This is a genomic window from Polaromonas sp. AER18D-145 (assembly GCF_002379095.1).
In the GTDB taxonomy this organism is placed as follows: Bacteria; Pseudomonadota; Gammaproteobacteria; order Burkholderiales; family Burkholderiaceae_C; genus Polaromonas.
In genome coordinates this window covers 110,001-127,202 of record NZ_NBZV01000006.1, presented here as the reverse complement: position 1 = coordinate 127,202, position 17,202 = coordinate 110,001, and the positions used below count along the sequence as shown (strand labels likewise).

Here is a 17,202-nt window from a genome sequence, read left to right as displayed (position 1 = left end):
GGTTTTGGTGGCGGGTTTGGCGGAGGTTTTGCTCAGTCGCCGCTCCCAGATTCGCCCCTAGTAGCAGGAGCGCTAAATACAAGTCGCGCCGCTCTTGCTGGTCCATTTCAGGGCACAACGATTCCCTTTTCCCTACCAACTCCGCTGGACAAACCCGAGCGGCTCGCTGAATGGGCTGTCGGCCCTCGCATGGCGGTTTGCGAACTTGAGCTGCTGGCAGGTCTGCATTTCAACGCCAATCAAAACAAAACTTCGATGACGCTCGGTTTTGTGGACCTGGACAAGAAGCCTCTGAAAGATCTGGCACTTGCGCGCTTGGTTCGTCCTACCGAGAAAATTTTCAAGCAGCAACTCGACCTGGTAAATAATTATTCAGAGCTTCGGGAGGATCGTGGCGCCGAGATCCTGGCGCAGGTCAACGGAGGCGGCGCTTTCTTTTCGTCCATCATTGGTTTGACCGCGCATCGACATAAATACACACTCGAACTTCTCGACTTGGCCATGTCGCTGGCAACTCATGTCGAAATGCGATTCAAACATGCCTTTGCGTGCCAGCGCCCGGTGGAGTTGTCGCCACAAATTCAACCCATGATCCCCACGCCCGGGCACGCAAGCTGGCCAAGCGGGCATGCGACAGAAGCCTACCTCACCTGCACCTTGCTCCAGTCGCTGCTGCCACACGGCTCTAAATATCGGGAGCAATTGGAGCGGCTGGCGGCACGTATTGCGGTGAATCGAACAGTTGCAGGTTTGCACTACCCGGTGGACAGTGCGGTCGGGCGCCTATTGGGTACGGCTCTAAGCGACTTCATGGTGGCACGCTGCACCGGGGCCAAGCTGCACGAACGCGGGTTTGATGGCCGTAAATTCCATGGGGCTCAGGGTCATGTCATTGACTTCGACCCTCGAATTTCGATGTCTGACAATCAAAGTGGTTACTACGAGTTGTTCTCCGGTTCGGGTACTGTCTCAGCCTCGCCCCTGCTTCAGTTTATGTGGGCCAAAGCCGTTGCCGAATGGAAATCCATCCAATAGGCCGGTCATGTATTGGACTCCATTACCCAAAGGCAGCTTCACAGGAATTGACTGGGCGAAGCCAGGCGCAACGACCGGCTTTGACCCTTATCTGATCTGGGCTGAGGCAGACAACTTCGCTGGCTATGGTCTTGACAAGCCTCCCAAGTGGTTGCCGCTGCTGATCGAGCTTGCTCCAGGCATCAGCGTGGCGCAATTGAAAGCAGCCTCATCACCCAAGTGGCTCCATGTGCCGCCTGTGTACACGTCCCCTGCCGCACCCACAGGCCTTCGCTATTGCACAGCGCGGGTCAGGCCTGCATTCTTCAAACAAATCCGAGTGGACGGCAGCTTGCACGCTCTCGTGCAAAGGTTTGAACTTGGTTTACCTGCAGGCCATCACGCGGATGACCCGAATGCGCCAGTTGTGCCCAGCCCTTCAGCACCGCACACACTGCTTCAGGGGAAGGTAGTGGGCTTGATTGACGGCGGCCTCGCCTTTGCCAATGCGAATTTCTTGCGCAACGGCAAAGCACGGACGCAGTATTTTTGGCGACAGGACGAGCAAGGCGCCGGCCCCGCGCCAGCTGGCCTTGGCTATGGTCATGAGTTGACCGCGGCTGATATTAGCCAGGCGATGCAACAGAACACCTTCGGTGGGTTGATCGACGAGACTGCGGTGTATGACCAGTTCAAGATGGGTATGGAGTTGGACAAGCGCGTGAACCACGGCACCCATGTGCTGGACATTGCTTGTGGCCCGCGCACCGTGTTGGCCCAAATCGCCGGCGTCCCGCCCTTCCCCAATGCGCCGCCCACCTGGGCGTTGGCGGACGACGACGCGAGTAGCTGCGACATTGTGGCGGTGCAACTGGACTGGGATACCGTCGTCGATACGTCGGGCGGATCGATGAACGTCCACATCATGGACGGCCTGATGTACATCCTTTCACGGTGCGCGTCCACCGCAAAAGTCGCTGTCAACCTGAGCTGGGGCACACTAGCCGGACCGCACGACGGGAGTTCGGTGCTAGAGGCGGCCATGGATCAACTGATTACCCTGAAAGGCGATGCGCTGCAAATCGTCCTGCCCGTCAGCAACAACTATCAAAGCCGCACGCACGCGAATCAAACGCTATCAAAAGGGGAGCAAGTGACCCTTAACTGGCGAGGGCAGCCGGGTGATTTGACTCAGAATTTTCTCGAACTCTGGCTTCCGGCTGGTGCGCAAGGCATTGAAGTCCAACTTACTCCGCCGGGTCAGCCCAGCCTGCCTCCTTTGGCCTGGGGCAAGTCAGGGACTTGGAACACGCGCAGCGGCAAACCCCTGTGCGCGCTGATTTATCCCAAATCCGTGGCGACGGGTGCCAACGGAACTTGTGCGCTGATCGCGATTGCACCCACATTTGGTTTCGCGAAGTCGGTCGCCACCGCGCCTAGCGGGGTCTGGGAAGTCAAGATCACCAACACCCAGCCAGGGAAAGTCACGGTGGATGCGTATGTAGAGCGTGATGACCAGATCATTGGAGTCCAAACAGGCGCGCGTCAGTCCCACTTTGAAGACCAGTGGTATGACACCAGCGGCAATCCTGGCTCATTTGAGGATCACCCAAACAATCCATCACCCATTCGCCGCAGCGGTAACTTCAACAGCATTGCGACCGGGACCAAAACGATATCAGTGGGTGGTATTCGAGTGGCAGGTCCGATGTGGGCGAAGTATTCACCTCGCAAACCGGACCCGGACGCCAGCCGACCGGAGAGACCAGGTGTGGTGAAGGTGCCCGACACTCAAGCTTACAGCGACGAGAACCCCGTACTGCGTGGACTCAAAGCTGCCGGTACGCGAAGCGGTGGCGTAGCGCGCCTGGTTGGAACCAGTGACGCTGCGCCGCAGGTAACCCGAAAGATATTTAACGCGCTATAGGCTGGCCGGCCGTCTTACCAGCGGCTGGGCAACTTCTTGAGCAGCGTAATGCGCCGGATGCCGAGCTCAATGTAGCCCCCTTTTTCGAGGTCTTTGAGCAGCCGGCTGACCATCTCACGCGAAGCGCCCACGCGATTGGCGATGTCCTGATGGGTGATGGACTCCAGCGTGGCTCTGCCGTCGGGCGCCTCGCCCGCGTCTCCCCGACGCTCTTCCAGCAAGGCAACCAGCCGCCCGTAGACGTCGAGCAGCGCCATGTTTCGCGCCGTCTCTGTCGCGGAACGGGCCCGGCGTATCACCTGAACCACGAGATTGATGGAAAATTCGGGCTCTTCCACCAGGTGTTCGCTGACATCTGCCCGGCTCAGCACCGCGCAAGTGCAGGGCTCCAGCGTCATCACCGAGGCTGAGCGGGGCCCGCCGTCGAGCGACATCTCACCGAAATAGTCGCCCGCATTAACCGTCCCGTAAGTGATCTCGCGTCCGCTTTCGTCCATGGCGAAAACCTTGACGCTGCCCTTGAGCAGGACAAACAGGCTGTCGCCGGATTCACCCTCATTGATCAACACCGCATTTTTTCGGTAGGTCCGCAACACGCCGCGTCGAGCCAGCGAGCGCAACTCGGGAACCAGTGGCGTGTAAAGGTCTTCATTGGAAGGGAGTGACGTGCTCATGATGAGCCGTAATCTAGCACGCGACGGGCCCCCGGTGTGGGGCCGCGCAGTGGAGACGGCCCTTTTCAGTGAATTTGAGCCAGGTGCACAGGTGCCACCGGTGGCAAAACGGCGACACGGTTCACCAGTTCACGTACCCCACTGGAGCCGGTTTTTGCACAAAGGCTGCGCACATGGCTGCGTACCGTGGAAACAGCAACCTTCAGCTGGACGGCAATTTCCGGCGTACTCAAGCCCCGGCACAGGATGGCCAGTACCTGCTCTTCCGTCTGGGTCAGCCCGTAACTGCGCGCAAAAAAACCGAACATACCGGACTCGCAGACTTCGGCACGCGCAAAAAGCAGGGCGATGCGGGCCTCCCAGGCATCGGCCTCGGGCTTGAGGGGCACAACGGCCAGCGTCAGGGTCAGGCCTGCGCCCGACACATTGATCAGACTGCGTTTGCCGGTCACTGCCTTGCCCAAGGCATTTTGGAGCGTTTTGCAGTCTGCCGGCGTCATGGCATGGACTTCCCCGCCCACCCTGTTGAGCACCCGATGACGGTTCAGTTCGGTGCGGGCCGCACGGTTGGCGTGGATGATCTGGCCGCGTTCACCCACCACGATGACACCGTGGCCCAGCACGTCAACCAGCAGCGACAGCACATCCGGAGCTGCGTGCGGACGGGTGGCGTCCTGTGGCTGGGAAGCATCCAGCAATCCAGCGGTCAATAGGGTGTTCATCTTCAGGGCTTAGCTGTTACAGGTTGTTAAGCGTATGAAGCCTGCCCGATTCTGGATAGTGAATATGGGATCTCATTCTTGTGCACAAAGTCACAGCCCCAGTGGCGCCCAAGTTGGCCACTGGTCGAATTTGACCTGCTCGGATGACTTCCCGGAGCGCCACAGGGTCAAACTCATCGACAGTAAGTGGGTGCAAACTTTGCCTGGGTGAAGCTCAAGCGGGGAAATGTGCCCCCCAACGTCCCTGAAGCTGCAAAAAAGATCAGCCTCAAACCCAAGTGTCAAGGATGGCACTGGTTTTGGCCCAGTAGGTCTGAAGCCTTTCAAGTTGCTGGAAGGCGTTGGCCGGGATCTCACCGGTTTTTGCCCCCAGTTCCAGCTCACTGCACACGACCTGCATGGCGACGGCGCCGACGTTGCTGGTAGCGCCTATCAGAGCATGGGTTGCCCACGCCAAGGCGGCTGCGTCGCCGGCGTGGATGCTCTCTTCGATGGCACTCAGGCGCTGGGAGGCATCAGCGACAAACAGGCCGATCACCTCGCGCGTCATGGTCAGCGCATCGTCGTCGAACTCCTTGAACTGGGCCAGCCGCTCCATATCCATCAGCACGGGTTCAAGCGCAGGCAGGAGGCCGCTTTTTGGCATCGGCACCACTGCCGTCGGCCCGGCAGCCATTCCCTGGCCGCGCGTCGGGGGAGCCGTTGCAAACCCTCCAGAGCCGCCCGATGCCGCTGTCATCATGGGCAGCCAGCGCTCCAGCGCCTGGGCCAACGCGGCAACATGCAGCGGTTTGGTCAGGTAGTCGTCCATGCCCGCCGCCGTGCAGCGCGCGCGGTCTTCGGGAGATGCGGCCGCGGTCAGCGCAATGATGGGGGGCGCCTTGCTGCCCATCATGGCCTGAATTTGCTGGGTGGCCTGAAAGCCGTTCATGCGCGGCATGTTGATGTCCATCAGCACCGCACCAAAGCGCGAGCCCGCACCGTGGGCACGTGCCACGGCCTGCACCGCCTCGCGCCCGTCCAGCGCGGTGGCCGTGTGGTAACCCAGCTTGGCCAGCATGGCGCAGGCCACCTTGAGATTGACAGCGTTGTCGTCCACCACCAGCAAGGTCAGGTTTTTCGCAGCGGTCAGGCCATCGGCGGCGGGTGATTCCGAGGGCAGCTTCTGGCTGCCCGGTACCGACAGGCAGCGTGCCAGCGCGTCGAACAATTGGCGCTGCCGAGCGGGCTTGAGCAGCCGCGCTTCGAACAACCGGGCGGCCTCATGGCCTGGCGGCATGAAACCGGACGTCAGCAGCACCAGCGGTATTCCGGCCAGCGGCGCCGTGGCCTTGATAACGCGGGAAAGCGCCACACCATCCATTTCAGGCATGTGCATGTCGGTGATGACGATGTCCGGCAGCGCCCCCCCACTCTGCGCCTGCGCCAGCGCCTGCAAGGCCTGGGCTCCCGACTCGGCGGTAGCCACCTGCATGCCCCACAGCTGGAGCTGCCGCGTCAGGACCCGGACATTGGTAACGTGGTCGTCCACCACCAGCGCGCGTTTCCCATGCAGGGCAGCCGCGTCGACAGTTGCAGCCACCGGGGGCAGTTCGGCCGGCGGTGCCTGGATCGTGAACCAGAAAGTGGAGCCCTTGCCCGGCACGCTGTCCACACCGATGTCACCGTCCATGAGTTCGACCAGCCGCTTGCATATCGCCAGCCCCAGGCCAGTGCCACCGTACTTGCGCGTGGTGGAAGCGTCTACCTGGGTGAAGGCCTGGAACAGCGCCCCCACGCGGTCGGACGGAATGCCTATGCCGGAATCGGACACGCGGAATTCGACGCGCACCCGGGCCGGGTCACCGGGGTTGGGCAAGGAACGCGCACTCACGGTCACTTCACCTTTTTCAGTGAATTTGACGGCGTTGTTGATCAGGTTGATCAGCACCTGGCGGATCCGCGTCACGTCTCCGGAGATCGCTGCCGGCAGGGCAGGCGAGCCGTTGCCCGCGGCCTCCGGCACGTCCACGATCAGTTCCAGGTTTTTTTCCCGGGCGCGGGGTGCGGCAATGTCACACGCCTCCTCGATCGCACTGCGCAGGCTCAGGGGTTCAGATTCCAGATCCAGCTTGCCCGACTCGATTTTCGAGAAATCCAGAATGTCGTTGATGACAGCCAGCAACTGGTCGCTCGACAGGCGGATGGTCTGCAGGTAGTCGCTCTGCTCGTCGTCCAGCGCGGTCTCGGCAAGCAGGGTACTCATGCCCACCACGCCGTTCAGGGGGGTGCGGATCTCGTGGCTCATGGTCGCCAGAAATGCGGCTTTGGCCCGGGCTGCCTGCAAGGCCTCTTCCCGCGAGGCGAGCAGTTCGACCGTGCGCTGCGCCACCCGCTCCTCCAGACGCTCGTTGGCCTCTTCGATCACCCGGGTTTTGGCCTGCACCTCGGCCCGGTAATGCCTCAGTTGCTCGGCGCTGGAATGCATGACCCGCGAAAGCTCCAGGACTTCCCGCAAATGCGTGCCGCCATCAATGCGTGGCACTTCACCCCGCCCGAGCTTTTGCGCCGCCACGCTCAGGCGCTTGAGCCGGCGCCCGATGCGGTTGGCGACATAAAGCGCCGCCGCCGCCCCGAGCAGGACCAGCACGCCAATGAGGGCCAGGGACACCTTCCAGGCGCGGGTGATCTCGGCGGTGAAATCACTCTCGGGGGCGGCCACCACCAGGGTCCAGCGCAAGCCCGCTGATTCGCCGAAGGGACGCTGCACCATCAGCAGGGTGCCATCCTGCAGGGGCAACCGCTGCAACGCCGTGTTGACGGCCACCGAATCCTCGCGCTTGCGGGCCTGCTCGCGCTGCAGTGCAGCAAAACTTTCGCGAATCACCGGGTTCGCGCTGTGCTGGGGACTTCGTCGTGCAGACTGCCCCGGCGCGTCGTCGAACAAGGGGTCCCCGGCCGACCCGGCGACCAGCCACCCCTGCTCGTCCACCACGAAAGCCGCACCGCGTGCGCTGATGCGCTGCGTTTGCAACAGGTCGGCCAGCCGCTGCAGATACAGGTCTACACCAAACACGCCCGCGGCGCCGCCGTCTGCGTCGTACACCGGCTGGGACAGTGTCACGAACAGTTGCGGTTTCCCCGGAACCACCTGAATCGGGGAGAACACGCGGCCCTTGGCGACCAGCGCTCCCTGGTACCAGCTCCGGGTGCGAGGCTCGAAGTAGGTTTGCGCGACCGCCAGGGGACGGCTGCGGTCGCCGGGCCGGCGCGCTGTGAATGCCTGAAGACCGGTGTCGGCAGGGCTGCGGAACTGCACGATCGTGCCGCCGCTTGCGTTTTCCACCGAAAAATACTCGCCCCGGCTGTTGCCGTAATAAAGGTGAGGCACATCTGCTGACTGCCTGCCCAGCGCGAACGCCATGGACTCAAAGGCCGAACTCTGGCGCAGCCAGTCCCGGGCCTGCTCGGTCTGGGTGGTGCTCAGGCGCTCGGGAAACAGGCCGTTCAGTATGGTGTGTGCCTGTCCCAGATGGGCTTCCGTTCCAGACTGCACCCTGGCGGCCACGTTGAACAGAATTCCCCCGGCCAGCTCCTGCACCGCCTGGTCACTGCTGCGCGCCATGAGCCAGGCCACGAGCCCCACCGGCACGAGCGTAAACACCAGCAAACTGGCCACCAGAACCCGGCGCAGGGAAAACGTTTTCCTTGGCATGGGGCGGAGGTCTGCCGACTCACCCACTGGTCAGGCGAGCGCCAGACCCAGCAACTCGGCGGCATCGATGGCGGCCGTGCGGCCGGGCAGGGACACCAGCGCCCGCCCACCGGTGTTCACCGCACCCGTGACACCGCGCAGCATGGCCACACTGGCTGCAATCTGCCAGCCGGCCTTGTAGGCCTGCTTCTGCAGGAGCAACGTGGCGCTCACCGTGTCGCCAACCGGCAGTATCTGCACACTGCCATGCAGGGGATCTTCAAGTCGGGCCAGCGCCACGGGACCGCTGTTCAAGGCCACGCTGACATCGAAACGCGGCAGCCCCTGCCCGGGGAAATGGGAATTGAGAAACTGCTGCACGCGTTTGGCAGCGTCGAGCAGGCCCAGGGCGGCACGGGCGGCACGTAAGCCGTGATTGACCGAGGTCGTGTCCGTGCTGTCGACAAAAACGACCATCAGGCCCTCGCCAACAAATTGCATGTGACGCGCGCCGAACAGATGCACGGTATCGCCGGCGTTGTTGTAGAACTGCCGCACCACATCGCTCAACTCCGTGCTGGAGAGTTTTTCAGCCAGCCCCGCGTAATTGAGCACGTCGACGAACAGGACGGTGGCATTCGAAAACTTCTCGTCCTGGCTCGATGCATCCGCCGCAGGCCACTTGTCGCTCAGTTCGGAGGCCAGTTTTTTTTCATACAGGCGGGCCAGATGCTGCTTCTGGTCCTCCAGGGCGGCCTGCACCGCAGCTTCCACCGCCATGACCTGTACGGCCGCCTGCATGTGACGCTTGTTCAGCTGCGCGGCCGCAGCCTCGCGCAACTCGCCGGGGCGGAAAGGTTTGGTGATGTAGTCGTCGGCACCGCTGGTCATGCCAATGCGCATATGGGCCCGCTCCTGCAGCGAGGTCAGCAGGACCACCGGCGTGCCCAGGATGGCCGGATCGGCACGCAGGGCCTGCAGCATGGCAAACCCGTCCATCACCGGCATCTGCACATCGCTGATGACCAGGTCCGGCTTGTTCTGGCGCACCAGCTCGAGCCCGGACAGGCCGTTGTCGGCCGACAGTACGTCGTACCCGTCTTTCCTGAGCACCGATGCCACCAGCGTCCGCGTGGCGGCGTCGTCTTCCATGACCACTATCAGAGGCATTTTTATCCCAAGCATTAAGCGAAACGCGGCCGGCCTCTAGCTTACACAATTTGTTACCGAGTAAGAAGTTTTAGCTAACGCGTCTGCCAATTTTTACGGATCGAGCCCGACCAGCGCGAGGCTCGCATCCATGACCTGCGGCAAAAATGCAAGTTGCACGTGAGCGGCACCGTGCACCAACCGGTTGTCAGCACCGGGAAGCGTCGCAGTGGAGCTGGGAAACACGATATTGTCGCAGTTGGAATACCAGCAAGTGAACAGTGCATGGCGGTGGGACGGCATGTCCAGGTCCAGCTCCCGGTGCCAGGGTCCGGACAATTGCATCTGGCGGCCGTTGGTGACAAGGCTGAAACGGGCTAGCCAGGTGCCCCGATGCGGCGTCCCGATGGTCACCACATGGCAGACCCGCGCCTCGGCCTTCATGATCCTGAGCCAGGCACGGGCGGCCAGCCCCCCCATGCTGTGGCACACGATCAGCGGCGGCAGGCCGGTGGCCGCGGTCACGCGCTGGACCGCCTCGTCGATCAACGGTGCGTAGTCGTCAATGGAGGCAAAGGGCGGCTCCAGGTTGAGGGCGACAAATGCGTGCCCCGTCCCTTGAAGCCGCTTCAGCCAGGGGGTCCAGAAGCCCCGATTGCAGAAAAATCCATGGATGAACACGATCCCACGCCGGCCTTTTTCGACAGCGTTCACCGACAACTGATCGGGAACCGCCAGGGAGCGAAAAGGTTGGTGCCAGCAAAAAACCCGGGGGGCCACGAGCGTCTCGCCCAGCCAGGCACCGGCGAGTTCTTGCCACGCCGGACGCGGCACGGGATCCCCCCGGTTGATGAATCGCAGCGCCACAAACTCCAGGGCAAGAAAGCCCGAGTAGCCCAGCACCAGGACCCCAAAGCCAGCCAGGGCCAGCAGCGCCGAGCTCTCCCAGGAAAACACCAACCATCCGGCCGCGGCGGCAAGCAGCGACACAGTGATCAGTTGCTGAAGCCGTGCCAGCATGGGTGGAGCCTGCGCCGGTTGCGGCTCAGGCCAGGGCGACGTCGCGCCCTGTGAGACTTTTGACCAGCCCTTGCGCCAGCCGGTTCACGGTGCCGTAAATGGACAGCTGGGGGTTGGCACCAATGCTGGTGGGAAAAATCGATCCATCGTGAACCGACAGGTTGTCAAGCTGCCAGTGCACGCCATCGGGCCGCGTCACACCCTGCTTTTCATCGCCGCCCAGGCCGCAGCCACCCATCACGTGCGCACTCACGATCTTGGTGAGCAGCGGCTTCATGGGCAGGGCGTTGACGGCATCGCGCGCTTCGCCCCAGCTCGTGTAGGGTCGGGCCATTTCATGCAGCGGCAGCACCTGGCGTGCGCCTGCGGCGAACTGGATTTCCATCATCGACAGCAAGGCGCGGCGGGCCCCGTCCATCACGTAGTCGGTCAGCGGATAGTCCAGCACGGCGGAGCCGTCCCCGCGCAATTTGACTGTCCCGCCACGTGACTGGTCGTGAAAGCCATCACGCATCAGGGCCAGCAGGGTGTGGTTGTGCGGGAAGCTCTCCAGCAGTGCCTGCTGGCGCTGGCCAAAACCCGGTACCGTGGATGCAAAAATAATGGGATGCAGCGGGGGTGCCTCGAGTTTGTAGCCCATGGGCCCATCGATGGCCTGGGTGTCGAGGAAGTGATCGGTGTAAATGGTCTGCGGGGCGCCGCTCCAGGCTTCGACTTTCTGCGCAAACACCCCCGAGCTCATCACCACCGGATGCAGGAAAGTCCGCGTTCCCAGCAGCCCGTGCGGATCGGGTGCATTGGATCGCAGCAGCACCGCCGGTGAGTTGATCGCCCCGCCCGCCAGCACATAATGTTTTGCTATTATTTTTGTAGCTATTGACGCAGATGCAGCGGGGGCTGGAGCACCATTTGGCATCACAGGGCGGCAATAAAGCGCCGTGACCTTGCCGTTGGCCAGTTCGAACCTTTCCACGCGCATTTCGGTCAGCAATTGCGCGCCCAAATCCAGCGCAGCCGGGATGCTGGTCACCAGCATGGATTGCTTTGCATTGGTCGGGCAACCCAGGCCGCAGGAGCCCAGATTCCAGCAGCCCTTGACGTTGCGCGAAATCGCCGCCGCCTGGATACCCAGTCTGGCCGCCCCCCGGCGCAACAAGTCATTGTTCTCGTTGGGGGGGGTGAGCCACGGCAGGATGTTCAGGCGCTGCTCGGCCTGGGCAAAATAAGGGGCCAGCGCCTCGACGTTGTACCCCGCCAGGCCAAACCTGTCCTGCCAGAACTGCAGGGTCGGCGCGGGCGTCCTGAAGGAGCTGGTCCAGTTGACGGTGGTGGAGCCGCCGACACAGCGGCCCTGCAGGATGTTGATCGCCTTGTCTTCGGTCTTTCGCGCTGCACTTTCCTGGTAAAGCTGCGGATAGGCGTCCGACTCCTTCTGGCGGAAGTCGCTGCTGCTTTTAAGCGGCCCCTCTTCAATCATCACCACCTGCAAACCGGCCTTGGCAAGCAACTCGGCGGTGATGCCGGCACCGGCGCCGCTGCCGACAATGGCAACATCGCAGACAATTTTTTCCGGGGCAGGCCCCAGGGCGCCGCCCAGAACTTTCCAGCCACGCTTCAAACCTTCGCGGATCGGGTCTTGGACTTGGCTCATGCGGTACTCACTGCTTTCAGATCCGGACCGGACCGGGATAGCCGAGTTGCGGCCAGGTGGACGCATCTGAAAAATAGGCCGCTGCGGTGATGTCATGCAACGCGGCATACGCCTGCCGGCGAAGCACCAGCCCCGACAGCCGCATCTCCTGGAGTGACTGCTGGATCCGGGCCTCTGTTGCCAATGACCATGCATCGTCCAGACCGGCCAGTGCGCGACGCCCCGGTGCACTCGCCAGCAGCGACAGCAGTTGTGAGAGCTCGGCCTGCGCGTGGGGTGGCAAAGCGACGGTCAGCACATCCACGCGCTTTAGCAAACCGTTCAGGGCGTCCTGCCTCGGGCCATCCTCGCGCGGCAGGCTTTGATCGAGCACCGCACGGCCCACGGCCCTGAAGACCTCGCGACCGGCTGGGCTGAGCTTTCCATCGTGCAAACCCGGCGTCAGCAGGGCCGCCGCACCGCCAGCGACGACCAGCACCACGGTCGATACCACACCGAGCTTGAGTAAGGTCCTTCTTTGCATCGCTGGAGTTTCGCATGCACTCCCGCGGTTTCAATAGGGCGCCGCACCTAGATAAACTCGGTGTTTATATGGACCCAGCCGCCTCCCGAATTCGCGAAGCCATGCAGGCGGTTTCGCTGCTGCGGCAAAGCCGCCTGGGCAATCCCGAACTTCATGCCGCCTGCCTGGAGGTCAAGCGCTTCCAGGCGCAGCGTTTCACGGCAACCTACGCCGACCTCCTCGACAGCCCCCGCTATCAGCGAGCCGCTCATTTTTTCCTGTATGAGCTGTATGGCGACAAGGACTATGCGCAGCGGGACCAGCAGTTTTCCCGGATCGCAAACACCATCGCCCGCCTTTTCCCCAAGGCGGTGCTCGAAACAGCGGCCGCCCTGGCCGAAGTGCATGCCCTGACCGAGGCGCTGGATGACCGGATGGCGCAGCAATGGCTGCTCGACCGTGCAGGCGGACAGGCCGCCCGCTACATCCGGTGCTGGCGCGCGGTCGGTGACATGGCGGCGCGGCAGCGGCAACTGCAGGTGGTGCTGCATCTGGGCCAGGAGCTTGATCACCTCACACATATGCGGGGCCTGCGCAGCCTGCTGAAGATGATGCGGCCGCCGGCGGCCGCCGCAGGACTGAGCGGGCTGCAGAATTTTCTTGAAGCCGGGTTTGATGCTTTTGCCCAGATGAAAGGCGCCACGGAATTTTTGAAGGTGGTGGAGGCCCGGGAATCAGCATTGATCCACGCCCTCTTCAGCGATGATGCTGTCGCCTGCGAGACCTTTTTGCTTCAACTTCTTGCCCGCGCAGCGCCGCATTAGGACAAGCCCCATACGCGCTGAGCGCCGGTGCTTTCACAATGGCGCACAAGGAGTTTTTCATGGACAAGTTCTGGCTCAAGAGTTATCCCGAGGGTGTACCGCACGACATCGACCCGGAGCAGTTCCGCTCGCTGAACCAGCTGCTTGAGGACTCCTTCAGGAAAAATGCCACGCGGCCTTTTTCGGTCTGCATGGACCGCTGGATGACCTATGGAGAGCTGGATGACCTGTCATCAGCACTGGGCGCCTGGTTGCAGCATCTGGGACTCGAGCCTGGTGCGCGGGTGGCCATCATGCTGCCGAATATTCCGCAGTTCGCGGTCACCATGGCGGGAATTCTGCGCGCCGGTTACACCTGCGTGAATGTCAATCCGCTCTATACCGCACGTGAGCTCGAGCACCAGCTCAAGGACTCGGGCGCCACCAGCATCGTGATCCTGGAGAATTTTGCGGGCACGCTTGAAGAGGTCATTGACCGGACGCCCGTCAAACACGTCGTGATCGCGTCCATGGGGGATTTGCTGGGCCCCTGGTATGGCCGCTGGATCACCTTCGCCGTCCGGCATCTCGCAAAAATGGTACCGGCGTACAAACTGCCGCTAAGCAACGGCCGCACCGTGACGCCTTTCAAAAACGCCATTACCGACGGCGCAGGGATGGTCCTCAAACCCGCCCAAAGCAATCTGGATTCAGTCGCATTCCTGCAGTACACAGGCGGGACCACAGGTTTGTCCAAAGGTGCTGTCCTGACACACCGCAACATTGTTGCCGCCATTCTGCAGGCCGAGGCCTGGTTCACGCCGGCGCTGCGTCGACTTGGGGATGTCAGCAAAACCAACGGCATCGCGGCATTGCCGCTGTACCATATCTTCGCGTTGACACTGTGCCTGCTGGCGATCCGCTGGGGATCCCACCTGACACTGATTCCGAACCCCCGCGATTTCGGGAAGTTCATCGAGGTGCTGAAGAAACGCCCATTTCACATGCTTCCGGCGGTCAACACCCTGTTCAACGCCCTCCTGCAGCATCCACAAATCAAGACCGTTGATTTTTCCCACCTCTGCGTGTCCCAGGCGGGTGGCATGGCTGCCTCCGAGGGAACGGCCAAACACTGGCTGCAAGTCACGGGGTGCCCGATGATCGAAGGCTGGGGCATGAGCGAGACTTGCGCGATAGGCACCAACAACCCCATTCTCAATACCGAGTTCAGCGGCACCATCGGCCTGCCGTTGCCAAGCATAGAGATTGCCATCAAGGACGATGAAGGTCGTTCGCTGCCGGTTGGCGATTCGGGCGAGATCTGCATCAAGGGCCCGCAGGTGATGACAGGTTACTACCAGCAACCTGCCGAGAACGAGAAGGCCTTTACCATCGACGGATTCATGCGCACCGGGGACATCGGCATCCTGGATGAGCGGGGCTATACGAAAATTGTCGATCGCAAGAAGGACATGATCATTGTTTCCGGCTTCAACGTCTTCCCCAATGAGCTCGAAAATGTCGTCTCCCTGTTTCCGGGCGTCGTTGAATGTGCTGCCATTGGCATCCCGGACGACAAGCAGGGCGAGGCCATCAAGATTTTCATCGTCAAAAGCGACCCTACGCTCACGGAAGAACAGATTGCCGAGTACTGCAAGCAGAATCTCACGGGTTATAAACGTCCCAAATACATCGAGTTTCGTGACGCCCTGCCTAAAACCAATGTCGGAAAAATCCTCCGGCGTGAACTGCGGACAGCGGCCTGATGAATCGTTTCGCGCCGAGCCATGCCTGACATGAAATTGCCCCGGGGCGTCCAGGTTTTTGAGCGGGGCTGGCTGTCTTCGAACAACATCCTGTTCGTGGGGGATGCGTCCTGCGCCCTTGTGGACAGTGGTTACAGCACACATTCAGAGCAGACCGTCGAGCTGGTGCAATCAACGCTGGGCATACGTTCACTGGATTTGCTGCTAAACACCCACTTGCACAGCGATCACTGTGGCGGCAATGCGGCACTCCAGCATGTGTATCCCGAACTTGAGACGCTAATTCCGCCCGGTCAGGCGGCACTGGTGTCGATGTGGGATGCAGAGGCCCTGACCTATCTGCCAACCGGGCAACTTTGCCCCCGCTTCAAGTACGACGCTTGCCTCTTGCCGGGTACAGAAATCCCGCTGGCTGACGTGATGTGGCAAATTCATGCCGCACCAGGACATGATCCTCACTCGGTTGTCCTTTTCGAGCCCTCTTCACGTACTTTGATATCGGCTGATGCGCTGTGGGAAAAGGGATTCGGCGTGGTTTTTCCAGAACTGGAGGGTGAAAGTGCCTTCAGTGAGGTCGCAGCCACGCTCGATCTGATCGACCAGCTGGATCCGCGCTGGGTCATCCCTGGCCATGGCCCGGTGTTCGGGTATCGGCCAGAGGTCCTTGCGCGATCGCGTGAGCGGCTCGATGCTTTTGTGAAAGACCCGATCAGGCACGCGCACCATGCCGCCAAGGTTTTGCTCAAGTTCAAGCTTCTGGAGCAGCAGCAACTGCCTTATGCTGATTTTGCGGACTGGGCCGCCAGCACACGCTATTTCCAGCTTATTCGCGCGAGATTTTTCCTCGCCATTCCCATGGTGGACTGGATCGCCCACCTCACCGATGAGCTGGTGCGCTCCGCTGTCGCCCGCAAAGAGGGTGCGATGGTCCTCAATGCCTGACGCGGTGGAGCAGCGGGAAGTGCGCACATAAAAAAACTCCGTATCTTTCGAGACGGAGTTTTCTGTTTTTAGATCAAGGCATTTTCAGCCGGACAAAAGAAAACGCCCAGTTGACTTTATCAACTGGGCGCATCTTGCTGTAAGAGCCTGACGATGTCCTACTTTCACACGGGAATCCGCACTATCATCGGCGCTAAGTCGTTTCACTGTCCTGTTCGGGATGGGAAGGAGTGGTACCAACTTGCTATGGTCATCAGGCATAACTTTTTGATCGATTGTTCAAGGAACAACCCATCGAATTCATAGAGCAAATCAGCTTTTATTTAATGTCTTGCACTCTTGCGAGCACAGTATTTTGAATGCGTCACTTTGGCATAACAACCTTGAATCTAATCAAAGTTATAGGGTCAAGTCGCACGAGCAATTAGTATCAGTTAGCTTAACGCATTACTGCGCTTCCACACCTGACCTATCAACGTCCTGGTCTTGAACGACTCTTTAGGGGGCTCAAGGCCCCGGCAGATCTAATCTTGAAACGAGTTTCCCGCTTAGATGCTTTCAGCGGTTATCTCTTCCGAACTTAGCTACCCGGCAATGCCACTGGCGTGACAACCGGTACACCAGAGGTTCGTCCACTCCGGTCCTCTCGTACTAGGAGCAGGCTTCCTCAAATCTGCAGCGCCCACGGAAGATAGGGACCAAACTGTCTCACGACGTTTTAAACCCAGCTCACGTACCTCTTTAAATGGCGAACAGCCATACCCTTGGGACCGGCTACAGCCCCAGGATGAGATGAGCCGACATCGAGGTGCCAAACACCGCCGTCGATATGAACTCTTGGGCGGTATCAGCCTGTTATCCCCAGAGTACCTTTTATCCGTTGAGCGATGGCCCTTCCATACAGAACCACCGGATCACTATGTCCTGCTTTCGCATCTGCTCGACTTGTCAGTCTCGCAGTTAAGCACGCTTATGCCATTGCACTATTATCACGATGTCCGACCGTAACTAGCGTACCTTCGAACTCCTCCGTTACACTTTGGGAGGAGACCGCCCCAGTCAAACTGCCTACCATGCACTGTCCCCGATCCAGATAATGGACCTAGGTTAGAACCTCAAACACACCAGGGTGGTATTTCAACGTTGGCTCCACCCGATCTAGCGACCGGGCTTCAAAGCCTCCCACCTATCCTACACAGATCTGTTCAAAGTCCAATACAAAGCTACAGTAAAGGTTCATGGGGTCTTTCCGTCTTTCCGCGGGGAGATTGCATCATCACAAACATTTCAACTTCGCTGAGTCTCAGGAGGAGACAGTGTGGCCATCGTTACGCCATTCGTGCAGGTCGGAACTTACCC

Annotated in this window: 12 protein-coding genes and 2 rRNA genes (1 of these 14 cut by a window edge); 5 read left to right on the top strand and 9 right to left on the bottom strand. The window is 60.8% G+C overall.

Going from position 1 to position 17,202, the window contains the following annotated elements; translation table 11 throughout:
• Together B7G52_RS05665 and B7G52_RS05660 are read left to right on the top strand one after the other, a co-directional pair.
• On the top strand, positions 1-1,035 hold a 1,035-nt coding region (locus B7G52_RS05665; protein WP_141397391.1), incomplete at its 5' end, for a phosphatase PAP2 family protein.
• Between the two features lie 7 nt (positions 1,036-1,042).
• A complete protein-coding gene (locus tag B7G52_RS05660; RefSeq protein ID WP_141397390.1) occupies positions 1,043-2,941 on the top strand; it encodes a hypothetical protein in 1,899 nt (632 codons plus the stop codon).
• Positions 2,942-2,955: 14 nt separating this feature from the next.
• Here the strand turns inward: B7G52_RS05660 and B7G52_RS05655 are convergent, their stop codons facing one another.
• From B7G52_RS05655 to B7G52_RS05625, 7 genes are all read right to left on the bottom strand, one after another.
• Complete coding sequence (locus B7G52_RS05655) at positions 2,956-3,615, bottom strand: Crp/Fnr family transcriptional regulator (protein WP_096696661.1); 660 nt, start codon at positions 3,613-3,615, stop codon at positions 2,956-2,958.
• Between the two features lie 65 nt (positions 3,616-3,680).
• On the bottom strand, positions 3,681-4,337 hold the full coding sequence (locus B7G52_RS05650) for a helix-turn-helix transcriptional regulator (protein ID WP_096696660.1): 657 nt from the start codon (positions 4,335-4,337) through the stop codon (positions 3,681-3,683).
• A gap of 268 nt (positions 4,338-4,605) precedes the next feature.
• Positions 4,606-8,031, bottom strand: coding sequence for a response regulator (locus tag B7G52_RS05645; RefSeq protein WP_096696659.1), 3,426 nt, complete (start codon positions 8,029-8,031; stop codon positions 4,606-4,608).
• A gap of 30 nt (positions 8,032-8,061) precedes the next feature.
• Entirely contained in the window at positions 8,062-9,180 is a 1,119-nt protein-coding gene (locus tag B7G52_RS05640; protein ID WP_096696658.1) for a response regulator, read from the bottom strand.
• A 93-nt stretch (positions 9,181-9,273) separates the two neighbouring features.
• Positions 9,274-10,179 (bottom strand): triacylglycerol lipase, encoded by a 906-nt coding sequence (locus B7G52_RS05635; RefSeq protein ID WP_096696657.1) that lies wholly within the window; start codon positions 10,177-10,179, stop codon positions 9,274-9,276.
• 25 nt (positions 10,180-10,204) lie between these two features.
• Positions 10,205-11,830, bottom strand: a complete 1,626-nt coding sequence (locus B7G52_RS05630; protein WP_096696656.1) for a GMC family oxidoreductase — start codon at positions 11,828-11,830, stop codon at positions 10,205-10,207.
• Between the two features lie 16 nt (positions 11,831-11,846).
• Complete coding sequence (locus B7G52_RS05625) at positions 11,847-12,353, bottom strand: hypothetical protein (RefSeq protein WP_096696655.1); 507 nt, start codon at positions 12,351-12,353, stop codon at positions 11,847-11,849.
• A 68-nt stretch (positions 12,354-12,421) separates the two neighbouring features.
• Here B7G52_RS05625 and B7G52_RS05620 point away from each other — a divergent pair, with 68 nt between their 5' ends.
• The 3 genes from B7G52_RS05620 to B7G52_RS05610 are packed head-to-tail and all read left to right on the top strand — an operon-like array spanning position 12,422 to position 15,843.
• Positions 12,422-13,156, top strand: coding sequence for a hypothetical protein (locus B7G52_RS05620; protein WP_096696654.1), 735 nt, complete (start codon positions 12,422-12,424; stop codon positions 13,154-13,156).
• 59 nt (positions 13,157-13,215) lie between these two features.
• The gene (locus B7G52_RS05615) at positions 13,216-14,901 is read left to right on the top strand and encodes an AMP-binding protein (protein ID WP_096696674.1); all 1,686 of its coding nucleotides are present in this window, start codon (positions 13,216-13,218) and stop codon (positions 14,899-14,901) included.
• A 21-nt stretch (positions 14,902-14,922) separates the two neighbouring features.
• Positions 14,923-15,843 carry an MBL fold metallo-hydrolase gene (locus B7G52_RS05610; protein ID WP_096696653.1) on the top strand — a complete coding sequence of 307 codons (921 nt, stop codon included), beginning with the start codon at positions 14,923-14,925 and terminating at the stop codon, positions 15,841-15,843.
• 145 nt (positions 15,844-15,988) lie between these two features.
• Here the strand turns inward: B7G52_RS05610 and rrf are convergent.
• Positions 15,989-16,101: ribosomal RNA gene (gene rrf, locus B7G52_RS05605) — 5S ribosomal RNA — on the bottom strand.
• A 145-nt stretch (positions 16,102-16,246) separates the two neighbouring features.
• Positions 16,247-17,202: ribosomal RNA gene (locus B7G52_RS05600) — 23S ribosomal RNA — on the bottom strand; it runs 1,925 nt beyond the window's last position.

Excerpts from the sequence above, each read along its gene's own strand:
- B7G52_RS05660 (WP_141397390.1), top strand. The coding sequence starts at position 1,043 with ATGTATTGGACTCCATTACCCAAAGGCAGCTTCACAGGAATTGACTGG.
- B7G52_RS05655 (WP_096696661.1), bottom strand. The coding sequence starts at position 3,615 with ATGAGCACGTCACTCCCTTCCAATGAAGACCTTTACACGCCACTGGTT.
- B7G52_RS05650 (WP_096696660.1), bottom strand. The coding sequence starts at position 4,337 with ATGAACACCCTATTGACCGCTGGATTGCTGGATGCTTCCCAGCCACAG.
- B7G52_RS05645 (WP_096696659.1), bottom strand. The coding sequence starts at position 8,031 with ATGCCAAGGAAAACGTTTTCCCTGCGCCGGGTTCTGGTGGCCAGTTTG.
- B7G52_RS05640 (WP_096696658.1), bottom strand. The coding sequence starts at position 9,180 with ATGCCTCTGATAGTGGTCATGGAAGACGACGCCGCCACGCGGACGCTG.
- B7G52_RS05635 (WP_096696657.1), bottom strand. The coding sequence starts at position 10,179 with ATGCTGGCACGGCTTCAGCAACTGATCACTGTGTCGCTGCTTGCCGCC.
- B7G52_RS05630 (WP_096696656.1), bottom strand. The coding sequence starts at position 11,830 with ATGAGCCAAGTCCAAGACCCGATCCGCGAAGGTTTGAAGCGTGGCTGG.
- B7G52_RS05625 (WP_096696655.1), bottom strand. The coding sequence starts at position 12,353 with ATGCAAAGAAGGACCTTACTCAAGCTCGGTGTGGTATCGACCGTGGTG.
- B7G52_RS05620 (WP_096696654.1), top strand. The coding sequence starts at position 12,422 with ATGGACCCAGCCGCCTCCCGAATTCGCGAAGCCATGCAGGCGGTTTCG.
- B7G52_RS05615 (WP_096696674.1), top strand. The coding sequence starts at position 13,216 with ATGGACAAGTTCTGGCTCAAGAGTTATCCCGAGGGTGTACCGCACGAC.
- B7G52_RS05610 (WP_096696653.1), top strand. The coding sequence starts at position 14,923 with ATGCCTGACATGAAATTGCCCCGGGGCGTCCAGGTTTTTGAGCGGGGC.